Below are 22521 nucleotides of genomic sequence, written 5' to 3'. Positions count from 1 at the left end.
TTGGGCTTTTGTTTAACCAAGTTTACAAAAAAAATGAAAAAACTAGTTTTAAGTGCAACACTTTTATTGTCTGTTGCCACATTTGCACAAAAAGAAGAGCTAAAAACATTAAAGAAAATTTATGCTAAAGAAACTATTTCAGATAAAGATTTAGAAGCTTATAAAGCAGCAAGTACTGCTTTAGATGGATTAGCAACAGAGGAATCTGACAAAGTATATGCTAAATTTTATAAAACGATGTATCCTACAGTGGTTTTAGCATCTAAAGGAGCAAAAGCTACAATGCAGGATCAAATGAGTTTATACAAGCCAGAGTTTATAAAAGAATATGGTGAAGTTATAAATGAAACAATCGAGTTTGAAAAAAAATCAGGTAAAAAGATTTATACAGATGAATTGATAGAAGAAAAAAATCAGTTCAAACAAACGTTAACTACTTTAGCTTTAAACTTAAATAATGCTTCAAAGTTTAAAGAAGCTTCAGCTTTCTTTTATGGTATTTATCAATTTGATCCAAAATCTGAAGGGAAATCATTGAAAAATGCAGCTATTTTAGCGGTTCAAAGTCAAGATTATAAATTAGCTGAAAAAATGTATGAAGAATATGCAAAAAGCGATTATTTAAATAATGGAAGTACATTTTTTGCAATTAATAAAGCTAATGGAGCTGAAGAAGAATTTAATTCTAAAGAAGAAAGATCTAAGTTTATTGCTTTAGGTACTCATGAAAAACCTAAAGACATTAAAAACAATACTACAAAACCAGAAGTATACAAATTGTTAGCCATTTTATACACTCAAAACGGAGAAATGGATAAAGCAAAAGCTACTTATGCTGAAGCTAGAAAATTATCTCCTGATGATGAAGAAATAAAAAAGGGAGAATTTGATATTTATTTCAATGCAGGATATGCAGCTTTAGCAGAAGATGATAAGATAGTTACAGAAATTAACAATTCGAGAGCTGATAAAAAGAAATATGATGCATTAATGTTGAAGAGAAAAGAAATGTTTGCTAAATCATTACCAGATTTTGAAAAAGCTTACTCTATTAATCCTAATGATGCCAATACTAAAAGTATTTTAAAAATGACTTATGAAATTATAGGTCAACCTGAAAAAGCAAAAGCAATCAATTAAAAAAAAGAGTCCCGATATAATCGGGACTTTTTTATATTACTTTTTTTATAACTCTAAGTTTGTGCGTATGACGATTGGTTTCAGCATTGTAAATTCCTAAATGATCTAAACGATCAATACGAACTTTTCCAGAAGCATGAATAATATAGTTATTCTCCATCATAATTCCTACATGAATAATATTACCTTCTTCGTTATCAAAGAAAGCTAAATCTCCAGGTTCGCTTTCCTCAATAAAACTTAAAGCATCCCCTTGAGTAGCTTGTTGCGATGCATCTCTTAAAAGTTTATATCCATTTAATTTATAAACCATTTGTGTAAATCCTGAACAATCAATTCCGAATGGTGTTTTTCCTCCCCATAAATAGGGGGCATTTAAATACATGAAAGCGGTTTTAATTAATTCTGATTTTGGTTTTTTACCGCATACTTTAATGCCTTCAAAACTATATTTGCTTGTATTTATTTCTTCGTTATCCAAAAATGATAAAGAAGCACCTAAAGTGATAGAAGTCAATAGATTATTTGGAGTGGTAATATATTCCACTAAATCTGCATTTAAGACAATTGGAGTGTTGTTTAAAATATCATAATATTCTTCTGTGATGGGTTGATATTGTTTTACATCAATCCAACCAATATAGTTGTCATATGCCAATTCCACCTGCGCCCATTTGGCAGTCATTTCAATAATTTTAAAGTGCTCACCAAAAAGCAGTTGCGTTACTTGTTCGCTACGATCACTGGCTTCTGCTCTTACGGGTACTATGGCTAAATTACAAATTCCAAACATGTTGGTTCAAAATAAGAAATGATGAATTAAGAATTTAATTACAAATGTAACTAAATTTCAAAATTCACCATTCATAAAATTATAAATTATGCTTTTTCAATAACAATTGCAGAAGCACCACCACCACCATTACAGATAGCAGCCGCACCAATTTTAGCATTATTTTGGTTTAAAACATTGATTAATGTAACGATAATTCTAGCTCCAGAACATCCTAGAGGGTGGCCTAAAGAAACAGCTCCACCGTTAACATTTACTTTATTGTTATCTAATCCTAAGATTTTTGCGTTAGCTAATCCAACCACAGAGAAAGCTTCATTAAACTCAAAGAAATCAACATCAGAAATAGAAATTCCAGCTTTGTCCAATGCTTTTGGTAATGCTTTTGCTGGTGCAGTTGTAAACCATTTTGGTTCTTGGGCAGCATCAGCGTATGATTTGATATATGCTAACGGTTTTAAACCTAATGATTGTGCTTTTTCTTCACTCATTAATACTAAAGCTGCGGCACCGTCATTAATAGTTGAAGCATTAGCAGCTGTAACAGTTCCTTCTTTTGTGAAAACTGGTGCTAAAGATGGTATTTTATCTAATTTTACATTAGTATATTCTTCGTCTTTAGAAACAATAATAGCATCACCTCTTCTCTGAGGAACTTCAACTGGAACAATCTCTGCGTCAAACTTCCCAGCTTCCCATGCAGCAGCAGAACGCTCATACGATTGAATAGCGAAGTTATCTTGCTCTTCTCTTGTAATGTTGTATTCAGTAGCGCATAAGTCAGCACAAACTCCCATAGCATTGTTGTCGTATGCGTCAGTTAAACCATCTTTTTGCATTCCGTCAACTAAAGAAGTTGGTCCGAATTTTACACCATTTCTCAAATGTACGTAGTGTGGAATCAAGCTCATGTTTTCCATTCCACCCGCAACTACGATTTCAGCATCACCAGCCATAATAGCTTGAGCACCTTGCATAACGGCTTTCATACCACTAGCACAAACTTTATTTACAGTAGTGCAAGCTACACTTTCTGATAATCCAGCATATAAAGCGGCTTGTCTTGCAGGAGCTTGGCCGTTTCCAGCTTGAACTACGTTACCCATTAAAACTTCGTCAACTAATTTAGGGTCTAAATTGATTTTATTTAAAGCGCCTTTGATGGCAGCAGCACCTAATTTTGTAGCAGGTACACTAGATAAAGCTCCCATGAAACTTCCAATTGGAGTTCTTACGGCAGAAACAATAACTACTTTTTTAGTCATGATAGAAAGGTTTTTTATTTGAATTGCGAATTTACTATTTTTATTCGAAATGAGGCAAGGTTTTTATTGATATTCTAAGTTGAAATAGAATTTTATTTTGATATTACGAATTTGTTTTCATTTTTATTGTAAAGCTATTGTATTGATTGTAAGCGTTTTTTTAGGAATAAGAAAAATATATTGAAAAAAACTCCCTAAAATGTTGTATAATTAAGAATGAAAATATACATTTGCAACCGCAAAAAAGATAAGTTCTTACAACAATAATAGGAGAGGTGCCGGAGTGGTAACGGAGCAGATTGCTAATCTGTCGACGGGTAACCGTCGCCAGGGTTCGAGTCCCTGTCTCTCCGCTTTTTTGTTTTTTTGCGGGGTGTAGCGTAGCCCGGTTATCGCGCCTGCTTTGGGAGCAGGAGGCCGCAGGTTCGAATCCTGCCACCCCGACGATAACAATTTTAGGTCTCGTAGCTCAGCTGGATAGAGCAACTGCCTTCTAAGCAGTAGGTCTCAGGTTCGAATCCTGACGAGATCACAAAAAGCCTTGCAAATGCAAGGCTTTTTTGTTTTTATATCTTTTTTGTTTTTTCTTTTACAGCTACATTTTACCACTTTTTAAAACATTTTTGCGGATTTTTTACGGATTATAGAAATTATTAATTTTACATACAATAGCCGTGTAAAATTCCTACTCCACACACTTCAAAAATTCCATTAAATAACGATCTGGATTTGATTTAGTTTTTAAAGTTTCGGAGTTTAATACGCTTTTTAATACATAATCTATAGTTTCTCCTGCAAATTGAATTCGCATTAAACTAATTGGACTGTTTTTTAATTCTTCGTAATTGGTTTTGGTGAAGTAAAAATAGCCGGTTAAAATTCTAATGTTATTTTTTTCTTTAGCATCGTAGGTTAAAACACTACAAGCTTCTTCATCGGAACTTAAAAGCGTGATAATTTTTCCATTTAATAATTGGATGACTATTTTTGAATTTTTAGCAATACAATTGGTCTTAATGAAATCTTTACTTTTTTGCAATTGTTGGATACTTAACATAGGAGTTCCATCATTATTTAACAATGCAAAGAACAAGTATTCACTAGTGTTTCCAAATATTTTTTCGTGCATTAATACATTGGGTAAGACTTTTAACGAGGTAGAATCGGTTTTTTCTTCGACGTCGTAAATGCAGTCTTTCTTTTGTGCGTTTACACTTAACGTTAGTAATAATAACAGCGATAAAAGGTTTTTCATTTGGATTATAATTTGGTGCAAAGTAAAACTATTTTTTCATTATTTATATTTGTGGTGAAAAAAGCAAAAACCGTTCCACCATCGGAAATTTTGTATTTTTTCTTAATTTCTTCAGGTTTTATAGGGAAATTTCTTGTAGAAACATTCATTTTTTTGCCTTGAATATGTTGTGAAATTTCTTTTTTCTGAAACGGAACAATCGCATCAATTTGAAATTTTCTACCAGGAAAATCAATAAGTTCATCCGAAGTGTATAAATGTGAATGTTGGTGCAATTTTCCAACAGCAAACAATTCAGAAACAGCATCAAATCCGCCTGATTTCATTAAAGAAGCATTAGGTTCGTACAGATATTTTTTTGGCAAACAATACGAAGCAAAATACGATTTTGAACTTTCAATTTTGGTAATCGTTTGTCTGTCTTTTTCAATATTAACCGCAATAATTTCCGGTGATTCATTAAAATTTTTCTCAATTTTCCATAACAATTCTTTTACTTCGTTATCCACTGCAACTATATGAATTTCGGAAACATTTTTTAATTCCAATAATCCAGCATGTAAATCTAGGATTGGAGCTGTTTTGATTAAAATGGTATTCGTAAATTGATAATAAAAATCTTGTAAATCAACTACATTTGGCAAACAATCAGCCAGCATAAACACTTTACCTTTAGCGTCATTTCTTCTAGAAGGATCAATGTAAATGCAATCGAATTTTCGATTCAATCGTTCTAAAATTTCTGTACTATCACCATGAATACATTCGATATTTTTAACTTTTAATACTTCGAAATTATGTTTTACGATGTGAGATAAATCAGCATTCAATTCGCAATGAATAATAGATTTAAATTGTTTTGAAAAGTAATAATCGTCAATCCCAAATCCACCTGTACAATCGATTAACTTTTCACCTGAAACTAAGGAAGCTTTATATTTTGCTGTAGTTTCAGAAGACGTTTGCTCAATTGAAATTTTCTCAGGATAAATGATTTCTTCGGATGAAAACCAAGTAGGCAATTTATCTTTAGCTTTCTTTTTTGCAATAATTTGATTGATGATAATCGAATAATTCACTTCGGGAAACGGATTTTTCTTCAAAGCTAATTTTGTGCTATCTTCATTCAGATTTTGGTTAATAAAATCTTGTATTTCAGGTTGTAAAAGCGATTCTAAATTCAAAACTATAAGTTTTTAGTAAGGGCTTTGATAATTTTGTTTTCGGGTAAAAATTCTTTTCCAATTACCTTTAATGAAGTGTAAAATGGAACAGCGATAATCATTCCAGTTATACCAAATAAAATACCAGCAATTAATATTACTAAAAAGATTTCTAACGGATGTGAATTAGTACTTTTTGAAAAAATTAAAGGCGAACTTATATTATTATCAATCAATTGTACTACAAACATTCCTATCAAAACATAAAGGGTCGTAGGTAAGGTTTCTGTAGCAAAATCGGCACCAGTTCCAATGCTGCTAATCATAATTAGAATACTGGCTACAAAAGTGGCGATAATTGGACCAACATAAGGTACAATATTAAAAACAGCACATAATAGCGCAATGATTACTGCATTTTGAACTCCAAAGATTAGAAATACAATTAGATATAGAATGAAAATAATGAATAATTGTAATAATAACCCCAAGAAGTACTTGGAAAGCATTTCATTAATTTTTTCAACCGAATTTAGAACTTTTTCTTTTTGCTCAAGAGGCAAAATCTTTTTAAAAGCTGTTGCAAAAGCTATTCTTTCTTTGAGTAAGAAAAAGGAAATAAATAATACTGAGGCAAATCCCATTCCAATGTTTCCAATAGTACTTACGATATTATTTAAAAAATTAGGTATAAATTCAAAATTGGAAAAAGAAGTTAGATTTGAATTTTTTGCTATTTGCTGTAAATCAATGTTATGCGAACTCAAATAAAGAGTTACGTCATTTAATAATCGGTTATAATTGTTTTCGAGAGATTTAATATCTAAAAGCGATAAGTTTTCTCCTTGTGAAATAATCAACGGAACAAAAAGTAAAATGATTCCTGTGATTAAAAGAATTACCAATATTAATGTAGTAACAACAGCTAATGTATTTCTGAATTTTAGTTTTCTTTTTAAAAATAAAACGAATGGATATAATAAAAGGGTAAAAACAATAGAGACAATACAATAGACTATTACAGTTGAAATTTTATAAAAGAAAAATAACAAAAGTAAAATAGCAGTAATAATCCCTACAGCTCTTACAATTCCTAAACTTAATTCTTTTGAAGTCATTTGTTTTTCTTTTTGCTAAAATAAAAAAAACTCACCACATAATGGTGAGTTTTAGAAATTAACTCAAATGTTTCATTTGATTATGGCTGGGCAAATGAAAATCTAGCGCCACCAGAAGCAAAAATGGCTAACATTCTGCTTTTTTGACCGTTTGAGAACATGTACATTCCTGCATCGTCTGTATAGTCCATGTAATTCATTGTCATTTCTATTGGTGTTCCTGTACAAGTAGAGTAGTGTGGGAATACAGGCATTCCGTAATTAGCTGTATTGTGAGTAGGAGTATCGCTTACTAAATCGCTTCCGCAAGTAGTATCACCCCAAATATGTCTTAAGTTCATCCAATGTCCCACTTCATGAGTTGCTGTTCTTCCTTTATTAAAAGGAGCTGTAGCAGTACCAGTTGTTCCTAAATATCTAGAATCAATAACAACTCCATCAGTAGCAGATGAACCACCTGGAAATTGTGCATAACCTAAAATTCCACCACCTATAGTACAAACCCATAAGTTTAATTTAGTTGTTGGAGAAGTAGGGTTAATTCCACCTTGAGTTGATTTTTTCATGGCATCACGAGTTCCCCAAGATGTTTTAGTTGTTGATTTTCTGTAAACAGCATCTAACACAAAGGAAATTCCTACATTAGCTTTTACTCCTGAGAAAATAGTTGGAACTTGATTAAAATCACTATTTAATGCGTTAAAATCTTTGTTTAACACATCAATTTGAGATTGAATTTGTGTAAGTGAAATATTCTCAGCAGCTGTTCTGTACAGTACATTTACCACTACAGGAATTTCAATTTTTCCATTTACTAATCTTCCGTTTGTAATTGCATTTTGGGTAAATCTCTCAATTTCTTGCATTTTAGATGCTAATTCTGGATTTTCTCGAAGTTGTTGTTCAAGAACTTCATGAGAAGCACAACCTCTGTGATGTTTATGTGCTGTTGTTGCTGAATTTGTAGGTGTACTTGTTTCATCATTACTACATGAAACCAATAACAGTAAAGAAACTGCTGACAAAAGGATTTTTTTCATAATTAATACATTTTAGTTAGTTGATTTGGTTAAAAATGAAACGAAAAACTAAATGATTTAGTATAATGCTATTATTTCCTTACAGTAAATCAAAGTTTCTGTAAAAAGTGTTTAACATCTTTTATCGTTTCGAATGTGAACAAATCAAAATTAAAGCGTATGAAAAAATAAATTGCTGTAGATTTTCTGCAGTTTATGTTAAAATTTGAAAAAAAATCGAAAAAAATTAATGTTTAAAAGCGTAATTTAGAATATTAGCTCCCATTTTTAGCGCTTTTTCACGAACTGGAAAAGGATTGTTGTGAACTTCAGCATCTTCCCAACCATCACCTAAGTCGGTTTCATAAGTGTAAAGTAATACAATTCTACCTTCAATAAAAATTCCGAAAGCTTGAGGTTTTTGATTGTCGTGCTCGTGAATTTTAGGTAATCCGTTTGGGAAATTATAAGGTTCTTGGAATATAATATGATTAGAAGGTATTTCGGTTAACGGATTGTTTGGAAATATTTTTTTTATTTCTTTTCGAATGAATTCGTCCATTCCATAGTTGTCATCAATATGCAAAAAACCGCCAGAGGTAAGGTAGTTGCGAAGATTGATAACGTCATTTGGGCTAAAAACAACGTTTCCATGTCCAGTCATGTGTACAAACGGGTAGTTGAATATTTCGCTACTTCCTACATCAACCGTTGCTATTTTGGTATTGATTTTAGTGTTGATGTTTTGATTGCAAAATTTAGCCAAATTAGGTAAAGAAGTCGGATTTGCATACCAATCGCCACCGCCAGAATATTTGGCAACAGCAATTTCTTGGGTAAATCCCAAATTCCAAACAAATAATATAAAGACTAAAAATTTATTCATTTATTAATGCAATTGTATGACAAGCTATCAAAGCAGCGGTTTCTGTTCGCAATCTTGTGTTTCCCAAAGTTACAGGAATAAAATGATTTTCAATAGCTAAATTGATTTCTTTTGTAGAAAAATCGCCTTCAGGTCCAATTAAAATTGTGACTTTTTCGTCTTTCTTGACTTCATTTTTAAACGATTTTTTATCAGTTTCTTCGCAATGTGCTATGAATTTTTGCCCGTCAATATTTGATTTTATAAATTGTGAGAACGAAATGGGTTCGTTAATCTTTGGAATATAATAATGAAGCGATTGTTTCATAGCAGCCTGAATAATTTTTTCTGCTCTATCAATCTTATATATTTTTCTTTCAGAATGATCGCAAATGATTGGTGTTATTTCATGAATACCAATTTCAGTCGCTTTTTCTAAAAACCATTCCAATCGGTCGTTCATTTTAGTAGGAGCAATGGCAATATGTGTGTAAAATTTATCAGGTTCTTGAAAGGTTTCTTTTGTGATTTTAACTTCGCATTTTTTTTCAGAAGCTAAAATAATTTCAGATTCAAATAAAAATCCTAATCCATTAGTAATAAATATTTTATCACTTTCTTTTTTACGTAAAACTTTAACTATGTGTTTGCTTTCTTCTTTATCGAAAAAGAAAGTAATATCGCCTTGTTTAATATCGGAATTATAGAATAGTTGCATAAGATTTAAAATTCAATTCGTGCTTTAGAAGTTACACTAGCTTGACTGAAATTTTCTTCTAAGAAATTATAGTAACCTACAATTCCAATCATAGCCGCATTATCAGTTGTGTATTCGAATTTTGGAATGTAAGATTTCCAACCATATTTTTTTTCTGCTTCTTTCAATGTAGTTCGAATTCCAGAATTTGCAGAAACACCACCACCAATTGCAATTTGATTAATTCCAGTTTCAGCAACCGCTAATTTCAGTTTATCCATCAAAATATTAATAATAGTATGTTGGATGGAAGCACAAATATCGGTTTTGTTTTCTTCAATGAAATTTGGATTTTCTGCTACATTTTTTTGGATGAAATATAAAATTTGGGTTTTTAAGCCGCTGAAACTAAAATTCAAGCCATCTACTTTTGGTTTTGTAAATGGAAACGCTTTCGGATTTCCTTCTTGTGCAAATTTATCAATCAAAGGTCCGCCAGGATAGGGAAGTCCTAAAATCTTAGCCGATTTATCAAAAGCTTCGCCTACCGCATCATCAGTAGTTTCGCCAATAATTTCCAAATCAAAAAAACTATTCACTTTCACAATTTGGGTATGTCCGCCAGAAATCGTTAATGCCAAAAATGGGAAAGTTGGTTTATTGTAACCTTCTTCCTCAATAAAATGTGCTAAAATATGCGCTTTCATATGGTTCACTGCAACCAATGGAATATTTAAAGCCATACTCATTGATTTTGCAAAAGAACCACCTACTAAAAGCGAACCCATTAATCCAGGGCCTTGTGTAAAAGCAATGCAATTCAGGTCATTTTTGGTAATTCCTGCTTTTTTAATGGCAACATCAACTACTGGTACTATGTTTTGTTGGTGTGCTCTCGAAGCTAATTCGGGAACAACTCCACCATATTCTTCATGAATAGCTTGACGAGCTACAATATTTGATAAAACAACGTCGTTACAAAGTATGGCAGCCGAGGTATCATCGCATGAACTTTCGATTGCTAAAGTATATATTTTTCTTTCTGACATTTTAGGCATGAAATTTGAAATACGGATATTGTAATTATCTTACAAATTTCCTTATTTTTGTTGGGTTTAACACCAATTAGTTATTTTGAAGCAAATTTAAAACAAAAGAACGTATCAAAAAATTTAAAAAAATACTATTTCGCACCCTACTTGCAATTTTATTGCTATTCCTATTATTGGGGATTCTTTTGTCGTTGCCTTTCGTGCAAACTGCTTTAGGAAAATATGCTACCGATGAGCTCAATAGTTCATACAAAACAAATATTTCAATCGGAAAAATTGCAATTACTCCTTTTGGAAGTGTAAAACTTGGCGATGTTTTAGTTTTAGACCATCATAAAGATACGTTGTTTTATATTAAAAAGTTAAATACATCTATTTTAAGTTTCAAAAAAATTTATGATCCCGGACATCCTTATTTGAAAAATGTTGTGTTACATGGTATGGATGTTCGAATAATAAATTACAAAAATGAAGATTATACTAATTTAGATAAATTCATTGAAGCTTTTGATGATGGTTCGCCATCTTCAGGTAAATTTAGAATGAAAGCAAATAAAATGACGGTTTATAATAGTCGTTTTCGTTACATCGATCATAATTTGCAAACGCCAAAAATGTTAGATTTCACTCAGTTGAATGGTCAAATAGAAGATTTTTTTATAAAAGGAGCAAATGTTACTACTTACATAGACAGGTTATCTTTCAAAGATCACAGAGGATTAAAAGTTGATAATATAACAGCAGATTTTACCTATACCAAAAAGAACATTCTTTTAGAAGGCTTAGCCATGAAAACACCAGAGTCAGAAATGGTTGGAAGGGTTGAACTAAAATATAATCGAAAAGATTTTTCAGATTTTAACAATAAAGTAATTTTTGATGTTCAGTTTGATAAAGCGTCAATTGCGTCAAATGATTTGAATTATTTTTACAATGAGTTTGGTAAAAACAATGTTTTTTATGTAGATACGCATTTGATTGGAACACTTAATAATTTTACTACTCACAATTTAAAATTAGTCGATAAAAATCAATCGGAAATTATTGGATCAATTAATTTTAGAAATCTTTTTGGTAAAAACAATCAGGCTTTTTACATGAAAGGTAATTTCGACAGATTGACTTCTAGCTATCAAAGATTAAATGCTATTTTGCCTCGAATTTTAGGAAAAAACCTACCTTCAACTTTAGATAAATTAGGAACGGTAAATATCGTTGGTGGTGTTGAACTTACTCAAAAATATATCAATGCCGATGTTTATTTAGTTTCACAACTTGGAGAACTTGAAAGTAATCTTTCTATGCAAAATATTGATTTTATTGACAATGCTTTGTATAAAGGAACATTATCATTGAATAATTTTGATTTAGGAGCTTTATTAGGAAAAAAAGAAATAGGAAAAGCAACTGTTAATTTAGATGTTGATGGTAGAGGTTTTACACAAAAGTTATTAAACACTGCAATCAAAGGTAAAATTGATAAATTTTATTATAATGGATATAACTATCAAAACATCACGGTTGATGGTAGTATGAAAATGCCATATTATAAAGGATATTTTAATAGTAATGATCCTAATTTAAAAATGGATTTTGATGGTACAATTGATTTGAGTTTGAAAGCAAAAAATTACGATTTTAAAGCTCAAATTGACTACGCCGATTTGTATTTGCTAAAATTAGTAAAAACTGATTCCATCTCTATTTTTAAAGGGAATATTGACTTTAAAGCTTCTGGAAATACCATAGATGATTTGGCCGGAATATTACAAATCAATGATGTCTCATATCAAAACAGTAAAGATTTTTATTTCTTTGATGATTTTGAAGTTACATCTTCTTTTGATAATGAAAACGTCAGAACTATTGCTATTAATTCTCCTGATATCATCACGGGACAAATCGTAGGGAAATACAAAGTTAATCAGGTGCAAAAAATGGTAGAAAACGCTTTAGGAAGTTTGTATGCCAATTATTCGCCAAATAAATTAGAAAAAGGACAATTTCTAAATTTTGATTTCACTATTCACGATAAAATTGTAGAAGTTTTTCTTCCTCATATTAAGATTTCAGAAAATACATTTGCTAAAGGAAAAATTAATGGTGATGAAGGGAAATTCGTTTTTGATTTCAATTCACCAAATATCGTTGCGTATGAAAACACGATTGAGAATGTAAAAATTGATATTGATAATAAAAATCCTTTATACAACGCTTATATTACCGTAGATTCTATCAAGAATAACCAATACAAAATTGCTGATTTTAATTTAATCAATGTAACCTTAAATGATACTTTATTCGTTCGCTCAGAGTTTAAAGGCGGACCAAAGAGTGAAGATAGTTACGACTTGAACTTATATCATACTATCAATCAAGACAAACAATCTATTGTTGGATTTAAAAAATCAGAGATTAAATTTAAAGATTATGTTTGGTTTATTAATGAAGAAGAAACATTTGATAATAAAATTGTTTTTGATAAATATTTAAAAAACTTCAATTTTGAAAAGTTAACATTATCACATAACAATCAAAAGATTGACTTCTTTGGGACGATGCGCGATTCTACTTACAAAGACTTCAAACTTTCTTTCAACGATGTTGATTTAAATAAAGTAACTCCATCTATAGATAGCTTAACTTTTGGAGGTAAAGTAAATGGAAATATTACGTATAAGCAAGATAAGAATCGTTACGAACCTATATCAAACTTAACAATTGATAGTCTTAAAGTAAATAAATTTTTATTAGGTGATTTGAATTTTGAAATTGTAGGAAATGAAAATTTCAATCAGTTTAAAGTCAATTCACGATTAAAACAAGATGGACAAGATCATTTTTTCCTCAATGGAAATATAAATTTCGTTGGGGATCAATCTAGCTTAGATTTAGAAGCCGGTTTTGAAAAATTTAATCTAGCACCTTTTGGTTCTTTATTAGGAAGTGTTTTATCAGATGTAAGAGGAAATGCAACAGGCCGAACTACTATTGGAGGTTCGTTTACTAATCCCGAAATCGATGGGCGACTTTATCTAAATGATGCAGGAATGCGAGTTCCTTATTTGAATGTGGATTATGCTTTTGAGAAGAATGCAATTGTAGATTTAACAGAACATCAATTTAGTTTGCGAAAAATAGAGGTAACCGATACAAAATATAAAACTAAAGGAGTAATTGATGGAACTATCAGGCATCAAAATTTAGGAGATTGGCAACTCGATTTACATTTAATTTCGGATAATATTTTAGCATTAGATACTAAAGATTCAGATGAAGCCTATTATTACGGAACCGCTTTTATGAAAGGAAAAGCTAGTATTACGGGTTCAGTAGATGCCTTAAACATTGTAGTTTCGGGTGAATCTGAAAAAGGAACATCGATAAAAATACCTGTAAATGATGATGAAGATATAGGAAATAACTCTTTTATTAACTTTATGACGGTTGATGAATATAAAAAATCATTAACTGAAAAAATTGTCAGACAAAATCGCTATCAAGGAATAGAATTGGATTTCAATTTTGATATTGATACCGACGCCGAAATTGAAATTATCCTTGATAGAGAAACCGGTCATGCCATGAAAGGTAAAGGATATGGTTCCATGCAAATGAACATTAATACATTGGGAAGATTTGAAATGTATGGTGACTTCCAAATTCAAGAAGGGGAATACAATTTCAAATATGGAGGTATTATTGATAAAAAATTCCGTGTAGAAAAAGGCGGAACTATACGTTGGGATGGAGATCCATTAAATGCTGTATTAGATTTAAAAGCAACCTATAGAACTTTAGCAAATCCTGCTGTTTTAGTAGAAAGTGCTTCGTTTAATAAGAAAGTTGACACCAATGTTACCATTTTACTTAATGGAAATTTAAGTAATCCTCAACCTGATTTTAATATCGATTTCCCTACTGTAAGCTCAGTTTTAAAAAGTGAAATAGATTATAAGTTGCAAGATAAAGATGCTCGTCAAACACAAGCATTTGCTTTAATGGCTACAGGTTCTTTTGTAACAGCTGAATCTTCTGGAAATGCCGCTTATGGTTCATTAATTGAAGGAGCAAGTTCTATTATCAATAGTATATTTGCTGATGCAGATAGTAATGTACAATTTGGTGTGGGATATGATCAAGGAGATCGTATTAATGAAATTTCTGATAGGGTTGGGGTTACTATGAATACCCGAATAAACGACAGAATTTCTATAAATGGTAAAGTGGGAGTTCCTGTTGGAGGTGTAACGGAGTCGGTTATTGTGGGTAACCTAGAAGTTTTAATTCAAATTAATGAAGATGGTACGCTAAATGCTCATGTATTTAATCGTGAAAATGACATTAATTATGTAGGAGAAGGAATTGGATATACACAAGGTCTTGGGTTAACTTACAACGTTGAGTTCAATACCTTCAAAGAAATGATGCAAAAAATATTCAATACAAATAAAAAGAAAAAAGGCGCATCTAAATCTCAAGATGAGTTACCTGATTCTGAATTTCCACCAGAATTCATAGAGTTTATTAATCAGAGAAAGGCTAAATCTACAGAAGCTGTAAAAGAAGACCCAGTAAAAGTCCCAGAAATCGATTAATTATTGTTTTTTTAAAAGAAAAATCAAAAAGTTATTAACGAAAACGTTTGAATTTGCAGTTATTCTTAAATAGTTTGCAACAAATGCTGTTTTTTTATTTTTCGTTTTATAACTTTACATAAACAAACAAAAAATATGACTGTTACGATTAAAAAAATAGGTGTTTTAACTTCTGGAGGTGATTCTCCTGGTATGAATGCTGCCATTCGTTCTGTAGTTCGTACTTGTGCTTATTACAATATAGAATGTATTGGAATTTACCGTGGCTACCAAGGAATGATTGAAGGAGATTTTAAAGAAATGGGAGCACGTTCAGTTCACAATATAGTAAATAAAGGAGGAACTATTTTAAAATCGGCTCGTTCTAAAGATTTTATGACAGTTGAAGGAAGAAAACGAGCTTATGAAAACCTTAAAGAAGCTAAAGTTGATGCTTTAGTAGTAATTGGTGGTGATGGTTCATTTACTGGAGCCGAAGTTTTCAACAAAGAATATGGTTTTCCAGTTATGGGAATACCAGGAACCATTGATAATGATATTTTTGGAACAAGTCATACCTTAGGATATGATACGGCTTTAAATACTGTAGTGGAGGCAATAGATAAAATTAGAGATACAGCAAGTTCGCATAACCGATTATTCTTCGTAGAGGTAATGGGAAGAGATGCAGGTCATATCGCATTAAATACAGGAATAGGAGCAGGAGCAGAAGAAATATTAATTCCTGAAGAAGATTTAGGTTTAGACCGATTGTTAGAATCTTTGAGAAGAAGTAAACTTTCTGGAAAATCTTCTAGTATTGTGGTAATTGCAGAAGGGGATAAAATAGGTAAAAATGTATTTGAATTAAAAGACTACGTTGAAGAAAATATGCCCGAATATGATGTTCGTGTTTCGGTCTTAGGTCATATGCAACGTGGCGGTTCTCCTTCTTGCTTTGATCGCGTATTAGCTTCTAGATTAGGAGTAAAAGCAGTGGAATCATTACTTGAAGGTAAATCTAATTTTATGGTTGGACTTCTTAATGATAAAGTACATTTAACACCTTTAGAACAAGCAATAAAAGGACATTCAGAAATAGATAAAGAGTTACTTCGTGTTTCTGATATAATGTCCATATAATCAGAATTTTAATAATTTTTTTCATGGCTTTCAAATAAGAGCCAAAGGGAATCTTGTCTTAAAATCAAAAATAAAAACGATTTACAACAATAAAAAAATAAAGAAAATGTCAAAAGTAAAATTAGGAATTAACGGTTTTGGAAGAATAGGAAGAATCGTATTCAGAGAAACTTTCAATAGAGATAATGTAGAAGTAGTTGCTATCAACGATTTATTGGATGTTGAACATTTAGCTTACTTATTAAAATATGATTCAGTACATGGTCGTTTTAACGGTAAAGTAGAAGTTAAAGAAGGTAAATTATTTGTAAATGACAAGTTTATTCGTGTAACAGCAGAAAGAGATCCCAAATTAATTAAATGGGATGATGCAACTGTTGATGTAGATGTTGTAGCAGAATGTACGGGAATTTTTACCACTTTAGAAACTGCTCAAGCACATATTGATGGTGGTGCAAAAAAAGTAGTTATTTCGGCTCCTTCTGCTGATGCACCTATGTTTGTAATGGGTGTAAATCATACCGAAGTGAAAGCAACTGATACTATCGTTTCTAATGCTTCATGTACAACAAACTGTTTAGCGCCATTAGCTAAAGTAATTCACGATAATTTCGGAATTGTTGAAGGATTAATGACAACCGTTCACGCTTCAACGGCAACGCAAATGGTAGCTGACGGACCTTCTAAAAAAGATTGGAGAGGCGGACGTGCTGCTAGTGTAAACATTATTCCATCATCAACGGGTGCTGCAAAAGCAGTAGGAAAAGTAATACCATCATTAAACGGTAAACTTACTGGAATGTCATTCCGTGTCCCTACAGTTGATGTTTCGGTAGTAGATTTAACTGTTAAATTAGCCAAAGAAACTACTTACGAGGAAATTATGAAAGTTTTAAAAGCGGCTTCTGAAAACGAAATGAAAGGGATTTTAGGTTTTACAGAAGACGATGTAGTATCTCAAGATTTTGTAGGCGATTCAAGAACTTCAGTTGTAGATGCTAAAGCGGGTATAGGATTGAATTCTACTTTCTTTAAATTAGTCTCTTGGTACGATAATGAGTATGGATATTCGAGTAAATTAATTGATTTATCTGTTCATATTGCAAAATTATAATTCTTTAAAAAGAATATAGAATTCAGACAAAGAATATAGATTTATTCGTTATTTTCGTCTTTTTTCTATATTCTATTTTTTATATTCTAAAAATTATGAAATTATTAGTTGACAGTGGTTCTACTAAAGCCGATTGGATTGCAATTGACGATAACGGAAAAGTAATTTTCACTACTCAAACCTTAGGATTAAATCCTGAAGTACTGGATAAAGAAGAAATCATCAATCGTTTAGATGATAAGTTTGATATTTCTCACAATAAAGACAAAGCTACTCATTTGTTTTTCTACGGAGCCGGTTGTGGAACCGATAGAATGAAAGACTTTTTAACATTAGTATTTCAAAATTATTTTAAAAATGCTGCCGTAGTTGTTCATGAAGATACTTATGCAGCGGTGTATGCCACTACTCCAAAAGATGAAGAAGCAATTGTTTGTATATTAGGAACAGGTTCTAACTGTAGTTATTTTGATGGAAAAGTATTGCACCAAAAAGTGCAATCGTTAGGATATATTGCAATGGATGATTGTTCTGGAAATCGTTTTGGACGTCATTTAATTAGAGGATATTACTTTAATAAAATGCCAAAAGAACTAGCATTAGAATTTGAAGAAGAATATAATGTTGATGCCGATTATATCAAACACAATTTATACAAAGAGCCTAATCCTAATGCTTATTTAGCGACTTTTGCTAAATTTTTAATTAAACATAAAGATACAGCATTTTGTCAAAAGTTCATCAATAGAGAAATGGAAGCTTTTGTAGAGAACTACATTGAACAATTTGAAAATTGCAAAGAAGTTCCTGTTCATTTTGTAGGGTCTATAGCTTTTTACTTGAAAGAGGAATTAACCGAAGTGCTAAAAAAGCATGGAATTACAATAGGAAATGTGTTGCGAAGACCGATTGATGGATTAATTGCGTATCACATTTTAAACAAATAATAAAAAATAAATTTAAAGTGGAGAAAATCTCAAATCGTTCTAAATGTATTTGGGATTTTTTCTTTTTATCTTTGTAAGGAAATCATTTAGTTATGGAAATAGCCATTATAGCACACGACGGTAAAAAAGCTGATATGGTGCAGTTTTTAAATAAGAACAAAACCATTTTATCGAAAGAAAAAATAAAAATTATAGCCACTGGAACTACCGGCGGAAGGGCAGAAGCCGCGGGTTTTAAAGTAAAGAAAATGCTTTCCGGTCCACTAGGTGGCGATGCTCAAATTGCAGCACGTGTAGCCGAAGGAAAAACAAAAATGGTAATCTTCTTCAAAGATCCAAATTCAAGTCACGCACATGAAGCAGATATCAATATGCTTATTCGTATTTGCGATGTACACAATATACCGTTAGCCACTAATGAAGCTACTGCTCAGTTGTTGTTATTGGGGTTGGATGAAGTTTAATGTTTTAAGACCATACAACGGTTAGCATAAAGACTAATCTATAACAGATAGGCTAATTATGATTTTTTCAAAGGATAACCAATCACAAGACATTGAGATAAATTCGGTTATAAAACGTTTTCTATTTTCCGTTTTAATTTTTTGTTGCATGACATCACAATTATCCCACAAACGCCTTCATTTCCAAATAAAACAACACTTTTATAATCATCAAGTTTTTTTATTTCAGTTATATTGTCTTCTTTGATATATTTCATTATTTGCGTTAATTTTGGGTTTTGAAGTAAGTCGATTTCATAATATTTATCATTATGCTCTATCAAAAATAAAATTTTACAGATATGTTTTTCTGGATCCCTTGGATTATCTAGAATTATTCTTTTCTTATAATTATAAAAAAGAGTATCTGATATAATTTTATTTTTAATTTGAATAATTTTTTCAGAGTTTGATTTTAAATTATTAAACTTTTCTATCCATATTTTGCTATCAATTTGTTTTGGATAAGGTTTCTCAATTTTTTGAGCACATAAATTTATTGAAATAAAAAGAAGGATTATAGTTGTTTTCATAAAGTTTTTTGAATGTTTCAACTTGTTTATATTGTACTACAAATGTTCTCTTAAACACAAATAATGTTATGTCTGTACTATAAATTATCTTTCTCAAAATAAGGAAGAATGACTCAATTTGAAATTTATTTAATAAAATAATCCCCACAAAATTGTGAGGATTCAAATTATAAAGTCTAACAAACTTATTTTACTGCTATCATTGAAATTTCGATATTTACATTTTTTGGCAAACAAGCTACTTCTACTGTTTCTCTTGCTGGAGCTGTGGCTTCGTCGAAATAGCTTCCATAAACTGCGTTAATTCTAGCAAAATCACCCATATTCATAATGAAGATGGTGGTTTTAATTACATTCTCGAATGTCATATCGGCCGCTGCTAAAACAGCTTTCATATTTTCCATTACCTGTTTGGTTTCGGTTTCAATATCGTCTAAAACCAATTCCATTGTAGCTGGATTTAGTGCAATTTGTCCAGAAGTGTATAAAGTGTTGCCTACTAAAACTGCTTGGTTGTAAGGACCAATAGGAGCAGGTGCTTTGTCGGTATAAATGATTTTTTTCATAATGAATAATTACTATTATCTAAAAACACGATCAGGTAGCTGACGTTTTTCGTATTTAATATCACTAAATATAGATGATGAAATTCCGATAAAGAATCCCCAGTAGGTATTAGTACCAAATGGCACCCAGTTAAAACTCATTCTCCAGCTTTCTAAATCACGTTCAAATCGCAACTGTGTGAAAGTAACTCCTTTTTGTTTAAAATCGTATCCCGAAGAAAATCCAACTTTCCATCTTGGAGCTAATTCAATATTACCTGAAGCCATTAAAGAATGCGATTGGATTTCATTTTGTCTGTTAGTGTTGTTGTAGGTAACAGAGTAAGCCAATCGTAAATCCCAAGGAATTTTATAACTATACCATTCTAAATTTTTATTATTCTCTTCTTTATCTTTATCAAATAAACTTTGTCTAGAATCACTCAAGTCAACAGATCTTCCAAATAAATCATCGCCAGTTCCTCCATTTTGTAAGTTTTGTTGCGATTCTCTAGACTTTTTCTCGGTGTCTTTACTAGAAAAATTATAGTTAATTGTCATGTTAGCTCTCGGCATACGTAACAGACTTCCACCATTATCAATATTTAATTTATCTATTCTTCTTCCAGCATTATCAATAGCAAATGCATCTAGAGTAGCTGCAAAGTTAATATTCATCTTCTGTTTCAAAAGTTGTGTACCTCCCGAAACTGAAATATCAGACCATTTTAGTGAATCAGCAGCAATGTCATATCCAATAGCAAAATTCAAATTGTTTAATAGCATTACTTTTTTAGTTTCCCCTTTTTTACTTTCTTCATCTCTAACTTTTGCTTCAAAAGTATTACTCAATGAAAAACTCATTCTGTTTGAAAAACTTTTAGAAGGTGAACCAAAAAGTCCATTTTCAAATTTGGTATAGTCGCCAAAATTAATTCCTGTAGCATCTAATGCATATTTTTCAAAATATTGATCAAAACTAGGAGTATAGCCATAACCAATATTTGGACGCATTACATGACGAATTGCTTGAATTTTTTTGTCTTCTCCAAAATTAAAAGTTCCATAGATAGTGGTTCCAATACCAGCAGTGAAATTATAAGTTCTAAAAGCTTCAAAACCATTAACATCTTTTGTGATCACTCTATTTTCAATTGGGCTATATCTTTTTTCAATGGTGTTCATTACCCATGTTTCATTGAATGCAGTACCAGCACTTACGCTAAAATATTTGAATATTTTAAAATTAGTATTAATAGGAATAGAGTGTTGAAAACCAGTTCGTGCATCTCTGAACATCTGAGAAGTAAAAAATAAAGAATCATTTGTTTTAATTCTATTTTCACCTCTTAAATTATATTGCAAATTGATATTTTTTATCAAACCTTTTTTTACTCCATCTTTTGGCGCAAAAGGGAAAATACGATCAACACTTGCTTGAAATGTTGGTAATGTCATATCAATTTGTCTCGTATTCGTATTTTGAGAATGAGTAGCCGAAACCGACATGTTTACTTGTGGCACACTTCTAAAAGTTTTGGAATAAGAAACAGATGAACTTAAGTTGTTATTTAAACTTGAACCCACATTATTCATATTAACTGATTGCCTAAAATATTGGCTACTACCTAAGTTTACAGAAGCTGAAAATCTCGAATCTACAGCCGCTTTTGGATCTTGTGCGTGCGACCATTGGATGTTATATTGTTTCGATCTTATATAATCAGGAAATCCTTTTTCACTTTGAATGTTGTTTTCAAAACGGAAATTCATTCTTCCATTAAACTTATATCTTTTTGAATAACTACTTTCAGCCCTTAATCCATAACTACCATTAGTGTAATAATCACCTAAAACAGCTAAATCATAATAATCACTCAGAGCAAAATAATAACCTCCATTTTGTAGAAAATATCCTTGTCTATTATTTTGCCCAGGAGTTGGCATAATGAATCCCGAAACACTTTTTTCTGACATTGGAAAATAAGCAAATGGTAAACCAATAGGCGTTGGAACATCCATAATCACCATATTTGTTAAGCCAGCAACTACTTTTTTCTTAGGAACAAATTTTACTTTTCTAACTAAAAAGTAATATTCGGGGTCATCAATATTTTTTGAAGTTGTCATACGGGCATTCTTCATAAAATAAACCGAATCATTCTCCTTTTTTGAAATTTCAGCTTTTATATAAAGTTCTCCCTGGGTCGTTCTGGAGTTCCAAACTTTTGCTCGTTTGGATTTGGTATGAAAGATAATTGAATCTGGTTCAATTACATTTTGTCCTTGTTTGAAGACTGGGCGTTGGATATAGTTTCCAGCAGTATCTTTTAATCTACCTGCATAAACTAAGTTTTTTTCGTAGTCTAAAATTATTTTACCAGCTTTTAGTTCAAAGTCAGTGTAGTATATTTCAGCTTCGTCATAAAGGGTAACCGTTTTTTTCTTTTGGTCTAGTTTTTCATACTGCTTGGCTTTCATATTAACAACGCCTTCAAGAAATGGTTTTTTCTTTTTGGTGGTATCAATTTTAGTAGAATCTTTAACTTTTTCAATATCAGATTTAGTTAAAGTTATAGTATTTGGAATGGGATTTTCTTGTGAAAAAGTAGAAGTGGTTCCTAATGTTAGAAAAATTACTGAAAAAACGATATGAAATAACTTTGTATGCAATGCTTTTAATAGTATTTTTGTAAAAATTTGGCTCACTTTTTGAAGTGTCAAACTTACATATATTTTTTTGCAAAAATAATGTTTTAATAAAATTATAACTTATAATAATGACCAATTGT

18 protein-coding genes and 3 tRNA genes are annotated in these 22521 nt (G+C 31.2%); 9 read left to right on the top strand and 12 right to left on the bottom strand.

Annotated elements, in window-relative coordinates; all coding sequences use genetic code 11:
* Nucleotides 1-33 precede the first annotated feature (33 nt).
* Nucleotides 34-1140: a tetratricopeptide repeat protein gene (locus V7P59_RS04890; RefSeq protein WP_333809036.1), complete on the top strand. Its 1107-nt coding sequence runs from the start codon at nt 34-36 to the stop codon at nt 1138-1140.
* Between the two features lie 31 nt (nt 1141-1171).
* On the opposite strand, the gene V7P59_RS04885 is transcribed toward V7P59_RS04890, so the two are convergent.
* Nucleotides 1172-1933: a C40 family peptidase gene (locus tag V7P59_RS04885; protein WP_333809035.1), complete on the bottom strand. Its 762-nt coding sequence runs from the start codon at nt 1931-1933 to the stop codon at nt 1172-1174.
* Between the two features lie 86 nt (nt 1934-2019).
* A complete protein-coding gene (locus V7P59_RS04880; protein ID WP_333809034.1) occupies nt 2020-3198 on the bottom strand; it encodes an acetyl-CoA C-acyltransferase in 1179 nt (392 codons plus the stop codon).
* 269 nt (nt 3199-3467) lie between these two features.
* On the opposite strand from V7P59_RS04880, the gene V7P59_RS04875 reads away from it, so the two are divergent.
* From V7P59_RS04875 to V7P59_RS04865, 3 genes are all read left to right on the top strand, one after another.
* Nucleotides 3468-3551: transfer RNA gene (locus V7P59_RS04875), tRNA-Ser, on the top strand.
* 16 nt (nt 3552-3567) lie between these two features.
* A tRNA-Pro gene (locus V7P59_RS04870) sits at nt 3568-3642 on the top strand.
* Nucleotides 3643-3656: 14 nt separating this feature from the next.
* A tRNA-Arg gene (locus V7P59_RS04865) sits at nt 3657-3730 on the top strand.
* A 153-nt stretch (nt 3731-3883) separates the two neighbouring features.
* On the opposite strand, the gene V7P59_RS04860 is transcribed toward V7P59_RS04865, so the two are convergent.
* From V7P59_RS04860 to tsaD, 7 genes are all read right to left on the bottom strand, one after another.
* A complete protein-coding gene (locus V7P59_RS04860) occupies nt 3884-4453 on the bottom strand; it encodes a hypothetical protein (RefSeq protein WP_333809033.1) in 570 nt (189 codons plus the stop codon).
* Nucleotides 4454-4458: 5 nt separating this feature from the next.
* Entirely contained in the window at nt 4459-5637 is a 1179-nt protein-coding gene (locus tag V7P59_RS04855; protein WP_333809032.1) for a class I SAM-dependent methyltransferase, read from the bottom strand.
* A 2-nt stretch (nt 5638-5639) separates the two neighbouring features.
* The gene (locus tag V7P59_RS04850; RefSeq protein ID WP_333809031.1) at nt 5640-6734 is read right to left on the bottom strand and encodes an AI-2E family transporter; all 1095 of its coding nucleotides are present in this window, start codon (nt 6732-6734) and stop codon (nt 5640-5642) included.
* Nucleotides 6735-6814: 80 nt separating this feature from the next.
* Nucleotides 6815-7774, bottom strand: a complete 960-nt coding sequence (locus tag V7P59_RS04845; RefSeq protein WP_333809030.1) for a zinc metalloprotease — start codon at nt 7772-7774, stop codon at nt 6815-6817.
* Nucleotides 7775-8000: 226 nt separating this feature from the next.
* Complete coding sequence (locus V7P59_RS04840) at nt 8001-8639, bottom strand: DUF4159 domain-containing protein (RefSeq protein WP_333809029.1); 639 nt, start codon at nt 8637-8639, stop codon at nt 8001-8003.
* On the bottom strand, nt 8632-9336 hold the full coding sequence (locus tag V7P59_RS04835) for a 16S rRNA (uracil(1498)-N(3))-methyltransferase (RefSeq protein WP_333809028.1): 705 nt from the start codon (nt 9334-9336) through the stop codon (nt 8632-8634). The genes V7P59_RS04840 and V7P59_RS04835 overlap by 8 nt, the downstream gene beginning before the upstream one ends.
* Before the next feature lie 5 nt (nt 9337-9341).
* The gene (tsaD, locus tag V7P59_RS04830; protein WP_333809027.1) at nt 9342-10364 is read right to left on the bottom strand and encodes a tRNA (adenosine(37)-N6)-threonylcarbamoyltransferase complex transferase subunit TsaD; all 1023 of its coding nucleotides are present in this window, start codon (nt 10362-10364) and stop codon (nt 9342-9344) included.
* Nucleotides 10365-10525: 161 nt separating this feature from the next.
* On the opposite strand from tsaD, the gene V7P59_RS04825 reads away from it, so the two are divergent.
* From V7P59_RS04825 to V7P59_RS04805, 5 genes are all read left to right on the top strand, one after another.
* The gene (locus tag V7P59_RS04825) at nt 10526-14965 is read left to right on the top strand and encodes a translocation/assembly module TamB domain-containing protein (RefSeq protein ID WP_333809026.1); all 4440 of its coding nucleotides are present in this window, start codon (nt 10526-10528) and stop codon (nt 14963-14965) included.
* A 135-nt stretch (nt 14966-15100) separates the two neighbouring features.
* Entirely contained in the window at nt 15101-16087 is a 987-nt protein-coding gene (gene pfkA / locus V7P59_RS04820; protein ID WP_333809025.1) for a 6-phosphofructokinase, read from the top strand.
* Between the two features lie 106 nt (nt 16088-16193).
* Nucleotides 16194-17201: a type I glyceraldehyde-3-phosphate dehydrogenase gene (gap, locus tag V7P59_RS04815; protein ID WP_333809024.1), complete on the top strand. Its 1008-nt coding sequence runs from the start codon at nt 16194-16196 to the stop codon at nt 17199-17201.
* 95 nt (nt 17202-17296) lie between these two features.
* Nucleotides 17297-18148, top strand: coding sequence for an N-acetylglucosamine kinase (locus V7P59_RS04810; RefSeq protein ID WP_333809023.1), 852 nt, complete (start codon nt 17297-17299; stop codon nt 18146-18148).
* A 92-nt stretch (nt 18149-18240) separates the two neighbouring features.
* Nucleotides 18241-18612: a methylglyoxal synthase gene (locus V7P59_RS04805; RefSeq protein WP_333809022.1), complete on the top strand. Its 372-nt coding sequence runs from the start codon at nt 18241-18243 to the stop codon at nt 18610-18612.
* Between the two features lie 107 nt (nt 18613-18719).
* On the opposite strand, the gene V7P59_RS04800 is transcribed toward V7P59_RS04805, so the two are convergent.
* The 3 genes from V7P59_RS04800 to V7P59_RS04790 form a co-directional block, all read right to left on the bottom strand.
* Nucleotides 18720-19184, bottom strand: coding sequence for a hypothetical protein (locus V7P59_RS04800; protein ID WP_333809021.1), 465 nt, complete (start codon nt 19182-19184; stop codon nt 18720-18722).
* Between the two features lie 185 nt (nt 19185-19369).
* Nucleotides 19370-19750, bottom strand: a complete 381-nt coding sequence (locus V7P59_RS04795; protein WP_333809020.1) for a RidA family protein — start codon at nt 19748-19750, stop codon at nt 19370-19372.
* Nucleotides 19751-19765: 15 nt separating this feature from the next.
* Nucleotides 19766-22453 carry a putative LPS assembly protein LptD gene (locus tag V7P59_RS04790; protein WP_333809019.1) on the bottom strand — a complete coding sequence of 896 codons (2688 nt, stop codon included), beginning with the start codon at nt 22451-22453 and terminating at the stop codon, nt 19766-19768.
* Between the last annotated feature and the right edge of the window lie 68 nt (nt 22454-22521).

It is taken from the genome of Flavobacterium sp., from assembly GCF_036782315.1.
GTDB lineage: Bacteria > Bacteroidota > Bacteroidia > Flavobacteriales > Flavobacteriaceae > Flavobacterium.
Note: the sequence above shows the minus strand (reverse complement) of the source record. Positions and strands in the feature narration are given on the sequence as shown.

What these genes read in the sequence shown, in the direction of transcription:
- V7P59_RS04890 (WP_333809036.1), top strand. Translation starts at nt 34, where the DNA reads ATGAAAAAACTAGTTTTAAGTGCAACACTTTTATTGTCTGTTGCCACA.
- V7P59_RS04885 (WP_333809035.1), bottom strand. Translation starts at nt 1,933, where the DNA reads ATGTTTGGAATTTGTAATTTAGCCATAGTACCCGTAAGAGCAGAAGCC.
- V7P59_RS04880 (WP_333809034.1), bottom strand. Translation starts at nt 3,198, where the DNA reads ATGACTAAAAAAGTAGTTATTGTTTCTGCCGTAAGAACTCCAATTGGA.
- V7P59_RS04860 (WP_333809033.1), bottom strand. Translation starts at nt 4,453, where the DNA reads ATGAAAAACCTTTTATCGCTGTTATTATTACTAACGTTAAGTGTAAAC.
- V7P59_RS04850 (WP_333809031.1), bottom strand. Translation starts at nt 6,734, where the DNA reads ATGACTTCAAAAGAATTAAGTTTAGGAATTGTAAGAGCTGTAGGGATT.
- V7P59_RS04845 (WP_333809030.1), bottom strand. Translation starts at nt 7,774, where the DNA reads ATGAAAAAAATCCTTTTGTCAGCAGTTTCTTTACTGTTATTGGTTTCA.
- V7P59_RS04840 (WP_333809029.1), bottom strand. Translation starts at nt 8,639, where the DNA reads ATGAATAAATTTTTAGTCTTTATATTATTTGTTTGGAATTTGGGATTT.
- V7P59_RS04835 (WP_333809028.1), bottom strand. Translation starts at nt 9,336, where the DNA reads ATGCAACTATTCTATAATTCCGATATTAAACAAGGCGATATTACTTTC.
- tsaD (WP_333809027.1), bottom strand. Translation starts at nt 10,364, where the DNA reads ATGTCAGAAAGAAAAATATATACTTTAGCAATCGAAAGTTCATGCGAT.
- pfkA (WP_333809025.1), top strand. Translation starts at nt 15,101, where the DNA reads ATGACTGTTACGATTAAAAAAATAGGTGTTTTAACTTCTGGAGGTGAT.
- gap (WP_333809024.1), top strand. Translation starts at nt 16,194, where the DNA reads ATGTCAAAAGTAAAATTAGGAATTAACGGTTTTGGAAGAATAGGAAGA.
- V7P59_RS04810 (WP_333809023.1), top strand. Translation starts at nt 17,297, where the DNA reads ATGAAATTATTAGTTGACAGTGGTTCTACTAAAGCCGATTGGATTGCA.
- V7P59_RS04805 (WP_333809022.1), top strand. Translation starts at nt 18,241, where the DNA reads ATGGAAATAGCCATTATAGCACACGACGGTAAAAAAGCTGATATGGTG.
- V7P59_RS04800 (WP_333809021.1), bottom strand. Translation starts at nt 19,184, where the DNA reads ATGAAAACAACTATAATCCTTCTTTTTATTTCAATAAATTTATGTGCT.
- V7P59_RS04795 (WP_333809020.1), bottom strand. Translation starts at nt 19,750, where the DNA reads ATGAAAAAAATCATTTATACCGACAAAGCACCTGCTCCTATTGGTCCT.